Origin of the sequence: Patulibacter sp. NPDC049589 (genome assembly GCF_040675535.1) — a bacterium.
Lineage (GTDB): Bacteria > Actinomycetota > Thermoleophilia > Solirubrobacterales > Solirubrobacteraceae > Patulibacter.
On record NZ_JBFAPC010000008.1, the window covers coordinates 48,934 to 62,466 of the forward strand.

The following is a 13,533-nucleotide window of genomic DNA, read 5'->3' on the forward strand; positions in this document are numbered from 1 at the left end:
GCCCGCCGTGGCCCCGCGACGTGGTCCGCCACGGCGGCCGGTGGCGCCCCGCGGGCACCACCAGCGCGCGGCCGTCCGGCCCCCGAATCAGCCTTCCGCGGCCTCGGCCAGCGCCTTGAGGCGGCCGAGCCGGGCGTCCCAGGCCTCGGCGAGCGCGTCGAGCCGGCGGCCGGCGTCCCGCAGCGGCCGCGGGTCCACCCGGTAGCGGACCTCGCGGCCGACCTTGCGGGCACCCACGAGGCCCGCTCGGTCGAGGACGCCGAGGTGCTTGGTCACCGCCACGCGGCTGACGGGCAGCGACGCGGCGAGCGTCGTCGCCGTGCCCTCTCCCGCCTCGCCGAGCAGCCGGAGGACCTCCCAGCGGGTCGGGTCGGCGAGAGCGGCGAGCACGTCGGCGGGCGGCCCCTCGGCGAGCGCGGGGCTCATGCGGCGACGCGCGTGGCGTACTCCTGCAGCTCGCCGAGCTCGGCGGCCCAGCCGCGGACGTTGCCGTCGAACGCCGTCGTGCGGATGTCGTCGTCGGTCACGAGGCTCGCGAAGCCGCTCTCGACCAGTCGCAGGAGCGTCGCCGAGCCCCGCGGCTCCAGCGTGAACTCGACGAGCGTGGAGTAGCCGTCCTCGGGCTCCTCGCGCCACTTCGGCCCGTACGCGTTCCAGCGGTACGAGAAGCGGGTGTGGGGCTCGACCGTGACGATGCGCCCGATCGACGTGCCGTGCTCCTTCCACGTGAGGCGGTAGAGCCCGCCCGGGCGCAGCTCGATCTCGGCGCCCACGTCGCCGAACCACGTGCCGACGTGCTCGGACTCGGTGATGAGCGCCCAGACGCGCTCGGCGGGGGCCTCGATGACGAGCTCGCGCTCGATGACGTCGGCGACCATGGTGCTGTCCTCTCTTCGGGTGACGAGGCGGGTGATGCCGCCCCCATGTGTCACCGTAGGGTTGCACGTTCTGGAGGAATGCGCAACCTTGGAGTTACGCGTTTCGCACGGCGGGCCGGGAGTGAGGCGGGCCGCGGAGGGCGCAGGGGCCCCTGGTCGCCATTCGTTCGTTCCCACCACCCCAATGGCGACCACCCCGTCGCCGCCCGCCGCCTGGTCGCCATTCGCTCCTCTCCACCGCCCGAACGACGACCACCCCGCCACCGCCCGCCGCCCGGTCGCCATTCGTTCGTCCCCACCGCCCGAACGACGACCACCCCGTCGCCGCCCACGCGCCAACTTGGTCGGAACCGGGCCACCGCGGGCATAGGGTCGGCACATGGCCCTCCACCAGCCCAGCCGCAGCGGCTCCTCCCGCCGGCCGACGCTCGCCCCGAACCCGCTGCACCGGCCGGGCGCGGCACCCGTCCCCCGCGACGCGCTGCCGTCGGGGTCGATGGATCCGCGGGCCGCCCAGCGGATCGTCCTGGACGAGCTGCTGCTCGACGGCAACGCCCGGCTGAACCTCGCGACGTTCGTGACGACGTGGATGGAGCCGGAGGCCGAGGCGCTGATGGCGTCGGTCTTCGACAAGAACATGATCGACAAGGACGAGTACCCGCAGACCGCGGAGCTCGAGGCCCGCTGCGTCGCGATGCTCGGCGGTTTGTGGCACGCGCCGCGCAAGGACGGCGGCTCGACCGGCGACGCCGAGAGGACGGCCGGCGCGACCACGGCGGTCGGCTGCTCGACGACGGGCTCCAGCGAGGCGGCGATGCTCGCCGGCCTGGCCCTGAAGCGCCGCTGGGAGGCGAAGCGCCGCGCCGCCGGCGAGCCGACCGACCGGCCGAACATCGTCATGGGCGCCAACGTCCAGGTCTGCTGGGACAAGTTCGCGCGCTACTGGGACGTCGAGCCGCGCCTGGTGCCGATGGAGGGCGAGCGCTTCCACCTGGACGCGCCGACGGCGGTCGCGCAGTGCGACGAGCGGACGATCGGCGTCGTCGGGATCCTCGGCTCGACGTTCGACGGCTCCTACGAGCCGATCGCCGACATCGCCGCCGCGCTCGACGACCTCCAGGAGCGGACCGGCCTCGACGTCCCGCTCCACGTCGACGCCGCGTCGGGCGGGTTCATCGCGCCGTTCCTCGACGAGGACCTGGTCTGGGACTTCCGGCTCCCCCGCGTCGCGTCGATCAACGCGTCGGGCCACAAGTTCGGGCTCGTCTACCCCGGCGTCGGCTGGGCGCTCTGGCGCGACGAGGAGGCGCTGCCCGAGGAGCTCGTCTTCCACGTCAGCTACCTCGGCGGCGACATGCCGACGTTCGCGCTGAACTTCTCGCGGCCGGGCGCGCAGGTCGTCGCGCAGTACTTCCAGTTCCTGCGCCTGGGGATGGACGGCTACCGGCGCGTCCAGCAGGGCTCGCGCGACACCGCGATGCGGCTGGCGGACGGGCTCGAGGCCACGGGCGCCTTCCGGGCGCTGACCCGCGGCGACGAGCTGCCGGTCTTCGCGGTCACGCTCGCCGACGACGTCGACCAGTTCTCCGTCTACGACGTGTCCGCGACCCTGCGCGAGCGCGGCTGGCTCGTCCCGGCCTACCCGTTCGTCGAGGCTCGCGACGACCTCCACGTCCTGCGCGTCGTCGTCCGCAACGGCTTCAGCGACGACCTCGGCGACCTGCTGCTGGCGGACGTCGACCGAGCGCTGCACCGCCTGGGCAAGCAGTCGGCGCCGCTGCGCGGGGTCGAGCACGCGGACTTCTCGCACGGTACGCCGAAGCGCGGGGTGCGAACGGACTGAGGGCGTGGTCGGTCCGCCGGGAGGACGGCCACGCCCTCGGCATCCGTGGCGCGCCGCACCCGACGGTCGAAGCCGGCGGCCGACCATCCGTTCCGTCCCGGATCCCGCCCTGCGATCCTCCGCCGATGGGGCTGCACAGCCGCCGCGAGCGGGAGGCGATCATGCGCGAGATCCGCCTGCGCCGCGACGGCGCGTCCCAGGCGTTCCTGCGCGAGGTCCGGCTCCCCGACGACGTGCCCGACGAGGACCTCGGCCACGCCGCGGACGTGCCGGCGGCGCGGGCGCTGCGCGACGGGCTGGCGCTGCACCCGAAGGTGACGTTCCTCGTCGGGGAGAACGGCGCCGGCAAGTCGACGGTGCTGGAGGCGATCGCCGTCGCCTGCGGGATGAACGCCGAGGGCGGCGGCCGCCACCTGCGCCACGCCACGCGGGAGTCGCACTCGCCGCTGGGCGGCCACCTGCGGGTCAGCCGCGGCGCACGGATCCCGCGCGACGACTTCTTCCTGCGCGCCGAGAGCCTCTTCACCGTCGCCACGGCGCTGGACGAGATGGCGGAGGAGCAGCCCGACCAGGCCGACCGGATCCTGGCGCCCTACGGCGGCCGGTCGCTCCACGAGCGCTCCCACGGCGAGTCGTTCGTCGCGCTCCTGGAGCACCGCTTCGGGCCCGACGGGCTGTACCTGCTGGACGAGCCGGAGTCGGCGCTGTCGCCGGCGAACGTCCTGGTCCTCGCCGAGCGGATCGTCGCGCTGGCCGCCGACGGGGCCCAGTTCGTGATCGCCACCCACTCGCCGCTGCTGCTGCCGGCCGTCCCGGACGCACGGGTCGTGCGCTGCGACGCCGACGGCCTGCACACGATCACGGCGGACGAGGCCCCGGCGGTCGTGCTGACGCGGCGGTTCCTGGCGGACCCGAAGGCGTACCTGCGGCCGCTGCTGGCGGAGGAGGCGGTGGACGATGGCGGGGCGGCAGAGGCGGGCGACGGCACAGTCGCAGAGGCGGGCGGTCGAACGGACGACGGCACGTCGCCCCCGGCGGAGGCGCCATCCGGCGGCGGGACGACGGCCGGGGAGGGGGCGACGACCGGTGCGGTCGGGGACGACGCGACCGGCCCGTCCGCCGCCCCCTCGGGCCCCGGCGGGGGCTTCGTGCGGGAGCTCTGCATGGCCCCGGGCGGCACGGGGGCGCGGATCCGCGACGAGGTCCACGCGCCATGGATCGAGGAGGCGGTGAAGGCGGGGGTCGCGCTGCACCGGGCGGTGACGTTCCTCGTCGGCGAGAACGGCTCGGGCAAGTCCACGCTGGCCGAGGGGATCGCTCTCGCGATGAAGATCAACCCGGAGGGCGGCGGCTCGGACTGGTGGTTCCGGACGCGGTCCTCGCACAGCTCCCTCGGCGCCAAGATGCTCGTCGTCCGCGGCCGTCGCGACCCGCCGCTGAACCGGTTCTTCCTGCGCGCCGAGAGCGTCTTCACCCTCGCCACGGCGATCGAGCAGGGCCTGAACGTCCCCGAGGGCGGCCTCGAGCCCTACGGCGACGTCTCGCTCCACGAGCAGTCGCACGGCGAGTCGTTCCTCGCCCTCGTGATGCACCGCCTGGGCCCGAACGGCTTCTTCGTGCTCGACGAGCCGGAGGCCGCGCTCTCGCCGCAGAGCGAGCTCGCGCTCCTGCGGCGGATCCACGACCTCGTCCTGGAGGGCGGCCAGCTGGTGATCGCGACCCACTCGCCGCTGCTGCTCGCCTACCCGCACGCCACGATCCTGCGCTGCGACCGCTCGGGCGTGGCGCCGGTGTCCTACGACGAGGCCGGGCCGGTGGTGCGGACGCGGGCGCTGCTGCGGGGCGCCGGCAGGGCCGGCGGGGCCCACGGGTAGGCGCCGGGCCCGCGGCGCGTTCAGGCCGAGACGGACGGGTCGTCCGGCCCGGGGTCGGCCACGGGCGTCGGGGGCGTGGTCGTGTCGGGGTCCTCGTCGGCGTCGCCCTTCGGCGGGTCCGGCGTCGTGCGGGTGCCGGCGTCGTCGTGGTGCCCGGGCCGCTCGGAGGTCTCCCCCGTGTGGCGGTTGGGCAGCGGCACCTCGCGTCCGGTGTCGGGCGTGGGGACCTCGGGGCGCGCGTCGGGTTCGACGGGGTCCGCGGGGATGCTGTCGGCGGTCATCGCCGGCGGCTACCCGGCGGGCGAGCGACCGAACCCGCGTCGCGGGCCCGTCCGTCGAACGATGCGGATCGGTGCCGTGGGGCGGGATGTTCCTGCGGCAGTCCCAGCGGTCCGGCCGACCGATGTGGATCGGTGCCGTGGGGCCGGACGTTCCTGCGGCACTCCCGGCAGCCGGGGCGACCGACGCGGATTCGTCCCGACGGGCGGCACGTTCCTGCGGCAGTCCCCGCCGTCCGGCCGACCAACGCGCCTCCGCACCCCGCGACCGCCCGCCCGGTCCTCAGTCGCGCCGCTTGCGCCGCCCGCGCTTCGGCGCCGGGCCGCCCTCGCGGCGACGGCGCTCGCGCTCGGCGATCCGTTCCAGCGCGGCCTCGCGAGCCTCGATCATCTGGCGCGCCTCGGCGCGCTGCGCCGCGCGGGCCTGCTGCGCCGGCGTCAGGCCGCCCTCGGCGCGGTCGACCCCGTAGGCCTCCAGGCGCGAGCGGCCGACCTGCTCGTCCCACGACTGGGCGGAGTACGGGTCGGCCTCGTCGGCGTGCTCGACGCCCGGCCACGGCACGTCGAGGGTCTCGCCGCCGCGCTGGCCGATCGTCGGCCAGTCCTCGGCCGCGTCGTAGAGACCCGGGCCGGTCGGGTCCGGCGCCGGTCCACGGGTGGTCCCGTCGCGGGTGGCCCCGGTCCGGGTCGTCCCGTCGCGCGTCGTCAGGCCGTCGGTCGTCGCGCCCCGCGACGCCGCGCCGGACCCGCGCGGAGCCGACCCCACGCCGGAGCCACGCGGCGCGGCCCCCGCGCCCGGGCCGCCGCCGCGCCGCGTGCTGGCCCCGGCACCTCGGCGCACCGGACCCGCCGGACCCGCGACGCCGGGTACCGCCACCGCGACCGCGGGACCCGCCGGCACCATCCCGACGAGCAGCCGCGACAGGCCGATCGCCAGGGCCGTCGGCAGGCGCAGGGGCCACGCCAGCACGGTCAGGATGCCCTCCAGGACGCCGCCCAGCCGCCGAGCGCCGCGGCCGGAGCCGGCCGACACGAGCGACCGCACGCCCGGGAGCCGCAGCAGCGGGCCGCGCAGGCGGGCCCCGAGGCGGACGAAGCGGGCGCCGGCCGTCTCGAGCTCGCGCAGCCCGAGGTCGCGGGCGAGCCCGACGTAGACGACGCCGCCGGCGAGGATCGCGATCCCGAGGTAGCCCATCGTCACGATCGACGAGGCCGCGCCGTCGGAGAGCGCGTCCGTGGCGATCTGGCCGATCAGGACGACGCCGGTGGCCGCGAGCACGGCCAGCAAGGAGGCGACCAGCACCTGCAGCAGCGAGCGCAGGACGGGGAGCAGGCCGAGCGGGCCGCCCGTCTCCTTGCGCAGCAGACGGATCTGCAGGCCGACGAGCACGACGTTGCCGACGAACGTGCCGATGACGATGCCGGCGATCCCCAGCGGCCGGTAGAGCGCGACGGAGACCGCGACGTTGGCGACGAGGCTGCCCATCGCCAGGCCGGTGTTCGCCCACGGGCGCTGCAGGGCGAAGAACGTGCGCGACAGCAACAGGCTGACGCCGTTGAGCGCCAGGCTGATGCCGAGCCAGACCAGCGCGGTGGTCGCGGTGTCGGTGTTCTCGTCCGTCCACTTGCCGCGCTGGAAGAGCGTCTCGATGATGTCGTGGGAGACGACCGGGCTCGCGAACAGCAGGCCGACCGGGACGAGCAGCACGAGGATCTGCGCCATCCCGCTGCCCAGGAGCCCGCGGAGCTGGGCGTCGTCGCCGCGCGCCACCGCGCGGCTGAGGACCGGGAACAGCACGGTCACGATCGCGACGCTGAAGATGCCCTGCGGCAGCATGTAGAGGCGGAACGCGGCCTCGATCGCGCGCGGCCCGTCGTCGGAGACGTGCGACGCCAGGATCGAGTCGATCAGGGCGCTGAAGTTGATGAGGCCGAGGCTGATCGCGACCGGGATCATCAGGACCAGGACCTGGCGCAGCCGGGGATCGTGGATGTCGACCTTCGGCACCAATCGGATGCCGTATCGACGCAGCACGGGGACCGCCATCAGCAGCTGCGCGACGGTGCCGACGAGGATGCCGACCGCCTGCGCGTAGATCCCGTGCGGGGACCCCGTCCCGCCGAACGCCGGCAGCAGCGCCAGGTTCACGACGATGATCACGAAGTTCCAGACCAGCGGCGAGAGCGCCGGGATCGTGAAGTGGTCGTACGCGTTCAGCGCGCCGACGAACAGGCCGTTGAGGCCCAGCAGGAGCACCGTCGGCAGCATCACCTGCGACAGGCCGACGGTCAGGCCGTTGCCGCCCGACCCCAGGTCCCGCGTGACCTCGTCGCCGACGAACAGCGGCATGTAGAGCGGCGCCGTCAGCATCGCGACGCCCACCAGCAGCGTCAGGCCCGCCAGCAGCACCCAGAAGAGCGTCGAGAGGAGCAGCAGCGCCTCGCGTTTCCTCTTCTTCTCCAAGAGCTCGGTGAAGACCGGCACGAACGCGGCCGACAGGGCCATGTCCGCGAACAGCGCGCGCAGCAGGTTCGGGACCGCGAAGGCGATCGTGAACGCCGACGCCGCGCCGCCCGCGCCGTACAGCGCGTTGGAGAAGATCTCGCGGATCAGGCCCGCGACGCGCGAGAGCCCGGTCGCGACCGAGAAGATGATCGTGTTGCGCGCGCGACCCTCGGCGCTCCCGGTGCCCTCCGGGATCACGCCCTCCGCGCCGCCCCCCTCGGGGTCCGGATCGCCCGGGACCGCGGCGTGGGGTCGTTGACGGGACGGGGACACCGGTGCGGCATCCTATGCCCCGGACCGGCCGCTCGGCACCCCTGTCGCCCGGCGTGCGCCGCGGCCCCGCCGCGTCGTGCCGGCCGACGGTCCGCCGCGCGCGGGCACGGGACGTCGCCGCCGGGCCGCGGCCGCCCGACCCCCGGCACGCACGAACCAGGGGGGCGGCGCTACTATCCCGGGTCGGCTTATGGCAAACATCGCATCGCAGAAGAAGCGCATCCTCCGTACCGAGCGCGAGCGCCTCGAGAACCGGCGTTACACGTCGGCCCTCAAGACGCAGCTCCGCACCCTGGAGGCCGCCGTGAAGGCCGGCGACGCGGCGGAGGTCGAGACCGCCAAGCGCAAGTACACCAGCCTGGTCGGCAAGGCTGTCAAGTCCGGTGCCCTGCACCGCAACACGGGCTCGCGCAAGATCGCGCGCGCCTCCCGCCTGGTCAAGGCCGGCACCGCCGCCTGATCCCCCGCGGGCCGCACGGCCCGCGCGCGGTACCGAAGGACGCCTGACGGCTCGTCGACGACGGGCCGTTTCGTCGTTGTCGGGGTCCCCCACGTCGTCACCGAACGGTCTCGCGATCGCCGCAGGGATCGGTCATCGTCCGACCGGTGTTCCCCGACTGCGCGTCCGTCCTCCCCGACCTCGTCGACGGCACCGGCCTCGCCGCCGTCCCCGGCACGGTCAACTTCCGCTCGATCGGCCCGGTCGACCAGGTGCGCGCGGGCGTCATCTGGCGCTCCGACGGGCTGTCCGACCTGGGCCCCGAGGGTCGCGACGCGCTGAGCGTCCTGGGCATCCGGACGATCGTCGACCTGCGCCAGCGCATCGAGCGCGAGCAGCACCCCGACGACGTCGGCGGCCTCGACGTCGTCGTCCACACCGAGGCCGTCCTCGGCGGCGGCCTGGACGTCGACACGATCAGCGGCATCGACGACCTCTACCGCCGCATCGTCGACGCGCGCGGGGCGCAGCTCACCGGCGCGGTCCGCGCGCTGGCGGCCCCCGGCGCCCTGCCGGCCGTCGTCCACTGCTCCGCCGGCAAGGACCGGACGGGGCTCGTCGCCGCCCTGGTGCTGTCCGCCGTCGGCGTCCCCGACGACGTGATCGCCGCCGACTACGCCCGGACCGCGGACCTCCTGCGTGGCGAGGCGCTGAAGCAGGTGCACCGGCGGGCGGTCGAGGCGGGGCTCGGCGAGCAGCGGATCGCCGTGGCGCTCACCGCCCCTCCCGCCGCGATGACCGAGGCGCTGCGCAACCTGCAGGACGCCCACGGCGGCGCCGAGGCGTACCTGCGCCGGCACGGGATGCAGGACCCGGAGTTCGAGGCGCTGCGCGCGGCGCTCGCCCTCGGGGGCTGAGGGCTCCGGCGGACGCCCGGACCACCGCGGCAGACCTCCCTGGCCGCTGCGGCGGAGGGTCCCGGCCGTCCACGACGAGGTCCCGGACCGCCGCGCGGACACGTCGGTGGTGGCGCAGCCGCTGAGCGCCCCGTGGACACACCGGTGGTGGTGGCGCAGCCGGTCAGCGGCGCGCTGTCACCGCACCGATGACGCGGATCGCCTCGGTGTCGGGGTCCAGCGTGCTGTCGCCGCGGGCGGCGAGCTCGAGCGTCGCGATGCGGTCCACCGCGGCGGCGAGGGTCGCCGAGCCCGCATCCCGCGCCTCGACGAGGCGGCGGTCGAACTGCCACGGCGACATCCGGACGGCCTTCGAGATCGACTGCCGGTCCTCCCCCGCCTCGAGCCGCCGGGCGAGCTCCAGCGCCTGGCGCATCCGGGACTGCAGGAGCCCCGTCAGTCGCGCGAGCTGCTCGCCCTGCGCCCGCAGCGCCAGGTAGGAGGAGACGGCCGCGTTCCGGTCCCCGGCGACGATCGCGTCGACGAGGCCCCAGACCTGCTGCTCGGCGGCGTCGGCGACCGCGCCCTCGACCTCGGAGGTCGAGATCCGGGCGCCCGGACCGTACTCGAGCGCCAGCTTCTCGAGCTCGCGCTCCAGCCGCACCCGCCGCTCGCCGACCTGCTGGACGAGCGCCTGCGCGCCGGCGCCGTCGAGTTCGATCCCCAACTGCGACGCGCGCTCCTTCGCCCATCGCGGCAGCTGGGCGGACTTCAGCGCGGCCTCGTGGACCTTCGCGCCGCCGAGCTTCTCGACCGCACCGGCCAGCGACGCGGGCACCTGCAGCTTCTTGTCCTCCATCCCGACGAACGCGACCGTGGTCGTCGTCCCGTCCAGGACCTTCAGGACCGGCACGAGCCGCGCGGTGACCTCGTCGTCCTTCCAGCGCTCGACCCCGTCGACGAGGACGAACCGCCGCCCCAGCCCGAGCGTCATCGCCGACAGCGTGTCGGCGATCGCGGCGGGCGTCGAGGCGTCGCCGTCCAGGTGCTCGACGCCCTCGGCGCCGACCTCGGCCTCGGCCGTCGCCTTCAGCCGCGACCGGCGCTCGGCGACGCGGTCGTGGTCGTCGCCGTGGATCAGGTAGGCGGGCAGCCACGCGGTCATCGGGGCCCAGGGTATGGGATCGCGGGAGGGATCCGGTGGGACGGGCGGACGCGCGGCCGGGGCGTAGGCCGGGGCGTCCGGCGGCACGGGAGCGGGTTCGCAGTGGCGGGCCGGAGCCCGATCGCCGGGGTGGTCGTCATTCCCTCGCGTGGAGCGACGGAAGGACGACCACGTCCCGCCCGGCACGGCCGACCTCCGACCTGGTCGTCTTTCCCTCGCGTGGAGCGACGGAAGGACGACCACGTCCCGCCCGCCGGCCGAGCCGTCAGCGCGAGCCGGCGTCGTCGTCCTTCGTCGCCGCGGTCGCGGCCTTCGAGACCGACGTCCGCACGTCGGGGTTGTCGATCTCGTCCAGGCGGTCGGTGAGGTCCGACCACTGCGACCGGCCCAGCGTGGCGGTGACCTGCTCGCCGAGCTTGCCGCCGGCGTCGCCCGCCGCGCGGGGGAAGCCGACGTGGATGTGGTCGGCGTGGTCGTCCATCGCCATCGTCGTCGGGGCGCCGTCGATCGTCATCAGGGAGATGATCTGGTTCGGGGCGGCCGCGCCCTGCAGGCGGAGCACGCGGCGGATCGTCTTCTCGGTGATCGAGCCCGCGCCCTGATGGCCCGCGATCGGCGTGCCGTTCACCGACGAGATGTCGACCGCCGACCCGTACGAGTGCGCCGAGACGTTGCCCGACGTGGTCATCAGGCTGTGCCCGTCGCGCAGGCAGGAGACGCCGATCTTCGTCCCGTCCGCGGTCAGGTACTCGAGCGTCGCCAGCACGCGACGGTCGATCTGGCCGGCGCGGACGTCCTCGCGCCCGCCGGGGTACAGGTCGAGCCGCGGGTTCGTGAGCACGCGCTGCTGCAGCTGCTCCTTGCCGAGCAGCAGCAGCGAGCCGGCGTCGGCGTCCGCCGCGGCCGACGCGTCGCCCGCGGTGGCCAGCCGGCTCGACGCGGCGTGCCCGCCGTCGGCGGTCGCGGAGGCCTCGTCCAGCCGCTGCCAGCCGTCGAGGATCGGCCGCGGGTCGATCCGCGGGCTGTCGCGCCCGGCGGGCCGGACCGCGAACCGCATCGTCGAGGTCCCGGTGTGGCCGAGGACCGTCCCGGCGGTGACCCGGCTGCCGACGTGCAGCGCCGTCAGGCGCAGGTCCGAGCGCTTCAGGCCCTCGCTGCGGACCTGGTACTTCGCGAGGTCGTCCCCGGGCCGGTCGTCGGCGGGCGCCGGCGCGGCGGCCGGCGGCGCGAGGGCCGAGGGGTCCGGGAGCCCGGTGGCGCGCAGGAGGGACTCGGGGGACCACATCCACGAGCCGCTCAGCGGGCGCTGCTGAGCCGGAATGGTCCCCGCGCTCGCCGGGGCGGCCGGGGCGGGGGCGCCGCCGGCGCCCGCCGGGGTCGCGAGGTTGGAGGACGGTGCGGCGGTCGCCGACGGTGCCGCGGTCGCAGGGGTCGACGGAGTCGCGGGGGTCGACGGAGTCGCGAGGGTCGACGGAGTCGCGAGGGTCGACGGGGTCGCGGGGGCCGACGGGGCCGCGGGGGTCGACGGAGTCGCGGAGGCCGACGGGGTCGCGGGGGCCGACGGGGTCGGGGAGGTGGACGACGGTGCGGCGGTCGCCGACGGTGCTGGGGTCGCAGGGGTCGACGGAGTCCCAGGGGCCGAGGGACTCGCAGGGGTCGCCGGCGTCGCCTCGACGCCGCGCGTCGTCCCGGTGGAGACGCCGGATCCGGGCCGCGCCTCGTCCGCCGCCCCTCCACCGCGCCGCTGCCGGCCGGCGGTCGCCGGCTCGGCCGGGGCCGGGTCGGTCGTCGTGGCGGTCCCGCCGCCGGAGACGGTCAGGTCGTCGGAGCGCGCGTCCGGCGTGCTCCCCGCCGCCGGGGGCGCGGCCTTCGCGGACTTCGCGGGCGCGCGCTCGTCGGTCGACGCGTTGCCGTCGGACGCCTTGCGGCGGGCGACGAGGTGCTGGTCCGCGACGTCCGCCAGGTGGGAGTACGCGTAGCGGTTGCCGTAGGCGTCCTTGAGCTCGACCCAGCGGCCGCGGCGCGGGCTGTCGCCGGACGCGACGACGGTGCCGTCCTGGACCGCGGCGACCGGGGCGCCGGCGTCGGCGGTGATCGGGGCCCAGGTGCGGGCGCCGGCCTCGCGGACCTTCGCGTCGGTCGCGGCGACGGGCGGCTGGGCGGCGCTCAGACCCGTCAGCGAGCCGACGACGTCGGTCGGCAGCGCGGCGATCGCCCGGGCGCGCTCCATGACCTCGTCGACGTACCAGTCGGCGTGGTTGTAGGCGAAGATCGCGCGGCGGACGTCCTGCTCGGCGCCGGCGGCCTTCAGGTACCGCGCGGACGCGAAGATCGCGTCGGCCGGGTTGTACGGATCCGCCTTGTGGTCGCCGTTGGCGTCGACGCCGTAGCCCTTCCAGGTCTCGGGCATGAACTGCATCCAGCCCTGGGCGCCCGCCGTGGAGACGTCGAGGTTGCGGCCGTAGTCCGTCTCGACCTCGTTGATCGCGGCGAGGACCTCCCAGCGGACCCCGTACTGCGTGCCCGCGGCCTGGTAGATCGGGAGCAGGAACAGCGGGATCCGGAAGTTCGCCAGCGACGCCTTCGAGACCTTGGCGTCGGGGCTGCCGAGACCGGCGTCGCCGCTCGCGGGTGCGGCGTCGGACCCGGCGTCCTTCCCGTCGGTCGCGGCGGCGGCCTTCCGGTCCGCCTTCGCCTGCCGGGCGTCCTCGCGGTCCTCGCGGCGGGACGTCGCGCGGGCGTCGCGGCGGCGGTCAGCGGCCCGGGCCTCGTCGCGGGCGTCCTGGTCCTCGGGGTGGACGAGTCCGGCCGCGCCGTCCTCGGCGCTGCCGTCGTCCGCGCCGTCCGGCGTGGTGCCGGGGGCGGGCTGGGCTGGCGCCGGGGACGCCGGGGCGGCAGGCGGGGACTCGGCCGGGGCCGCGGGTGTGGGCTGGGCCGGCGCCGCGGGGGCGGGCGCCGCGGGAGCGGGGGCGGCCGGAGGGGGGGCGGCCGGAGCGGGGGCGGCCGGGGCCGGCGCCGCGGGCGCCGGTGTCGTGCCCGCGGCGGGGGCCGGAGCAGCGGGCGCGGGCGCAGGGGTGGTGTCGGCCGCCGGCGTGGCGGGTCTGGCGGGGTCCGCCGTGGCGGCCTGCGCGTCGCCGGTGCTCGTCCGGGGAGCGCCGGTCGGGGTGGTGGTCGCCCGCGAGATCGAGGTGCCGTCGTCCGCCGCGGCTGCGGCGGGCGGAACGGCGAGGACGGCTAGGACCGCGGCGACGGGGAGCGACGAACGCATGAACGCGCCGTCTGCCGCCCGGCGGACCGCACGTATGGTGCACGACCACGCGGTCGTGTCGTTTGATGATTAGCGGGTCGTCGCCAACCCCGGCGTGATGCTCCCCGCGGTCC

10 protein-coding genes are annotated in these 13,533 nt (G+C 75.8%); 4 read left to right on the top strand and 6 right to left on the bottom strand.

Going from position 1 to position 13,533, the window contains the following annotated elements; translation table 11 throughout:
- Nucleotides 1-87: 87 nt before the first annotated feature.
- Together AB0L40_RS02800 and AB0L40_RS02805 are read right to left on the bottom strand one after the other, a co-directional pair.
- A complete protein-coding gene (locus AB0L40_RS02800; protein ID WP_364348823.1) occupies nucleotides 88-426 on the bottom strand; it encodes a metalloregulator ArsR/SmtB family transcription factor in 339 nt (112 codons plus the stop codon).
- Nucleotides 423-878 (bottom strand): SRPBCC family protein, encoded by a 456-nt coding sequence (locus AB0L40_RS02805; RefSeq protein WP_364348826.1) that lies wholly within the window; start codon nucleotides 876-878, stop codon nucleotides 423-425. Before AB0L40_RS02805 ends, AB0L40_RS02800 begins: the two co-directional genes overlap by 4 nt.
- A gap of 379 nt (nucleotides 879-1,257) precedes the next feature.
- Here AB0L40_RS02805 and AB0L40_RS02810 point away from each other — a divergent pair, with 379 nt between their 5' ends.
- Both AB0L40_RS02810 and AB0L40_RS02815 read left to right on the top strand, forming a co-directional pair.
- Entirely contained in the window at nucleotides 1,258-2,721 is a 1,464-nt protein-coding gene (locus AB0L40_RS02810) for a glutamate decarboxylase (protein WP_364348829.1), read from the top strand.
- Between the two features lie 125 nt (nucleotides 2,722-2,846).
- A complete protein-coding gene (locus AB0L40_RS02815) occupies nucleotides 2,847-4,595 on the top strand; it encodes an AAA family ATPase (protein WP_364348832.1) in 1,749 nt (582 codons plus the stop codon).
- Nucleotides 4,596-4,615: 20 nt separating this feature from the next.
- Here the strand turns inward: AB0L40_RS02815 and AB0L40_RS02820 are convergent, their stop codons facing one another.
- Nucleotides 4,616-4,876: a hypothetical protein gene (locus tag AB0L40_RS02820; protein ID WP_364348835.1), complete on the bottom strand. Its 261-nt coding sequence runs from the start codon at nucleotides 4,874-4,876 to the stop codon at nucleotides 4,616-4,618.
- Nucleotides 4,877-5,156: 280 nt separating this feature from the next.
- On the bottom strand, nucleotides 5,157-7,652 hold the full coding sequence (gene murJ, locus AB0L40_RS02825) for a murein biosynthesis integral membrane protein MurJ (RefSeq protein WP_364348838.1): 2,496 nt from the start codon (nucleotides 7,650-7,652) through the stop codon (nucleotides 5,157-5,159).
- A gap of 190 nt (nucleotides 7,653-7,842) precedes the next feature.
- Between murJ and rpsT the strand changes: the two genes are divergently transcribed.
- Together rpsT and AB0L40_RS02835 are read left to right on the top strand one after the other, a co-directional pair.
- Nucleotides 7,843-8,112 (top strand): 30S ribosomal protein S20, encoded by a 270-nt coding sequence (rpsT, locus tag AB0L40_RS02830; RefSeq protein ID WP_364348841.1) that lies wholly within the window; start codon nucleotides 7,843-7,845, stop codon nucleotides 8,110-8,112.
- Between the two features lie 146 nt (nucleotides 8,113-8,258).
- On the top strand, nucleotides 8,259-9,008 hold the full coding sequence (locus AB0L40_RS02835) for a tyrosine-protein phosphatase (RefSeq protein ID WP_364348844.1): 750 nt from the start codon (nucleotides 8,259-8,261) through the stop codon (nucleotides 9,006-9,008).
- A 163-nt stretch (nucleotides 9,009-9,171) separates the two neighbouring features.
- On the opposite strand, the gene holA is transcribed toward AB0L40_RS02835, so the two are convergent.
- Entirely contained in the window at nucleotides 9,172-10,152 is a 981-nt protein-coding gene (gene holA / locus AB0L40_RS02840; RefSeq protein WP_364348847.1) for a DNA polymerase III subunit delta, read from the bottom strand.
- Between the two features lie 265 nt (nucleotides 10,153-10,417).
- Complete coding sequence (locus AB0L40_RS02845) at nucleotides 10,418-13,420, bottom strand: lytic murein transglycosylase (RefSeq protein ID WP_364348850.1); 3,003 nt, start codon at nucleotides 13,418-13,420, stop codon at nucleotides 10,418-10,420.
- Between the last annotated feature and the right edge of the window lie 113 nt (nucleotides 13,421-13,533).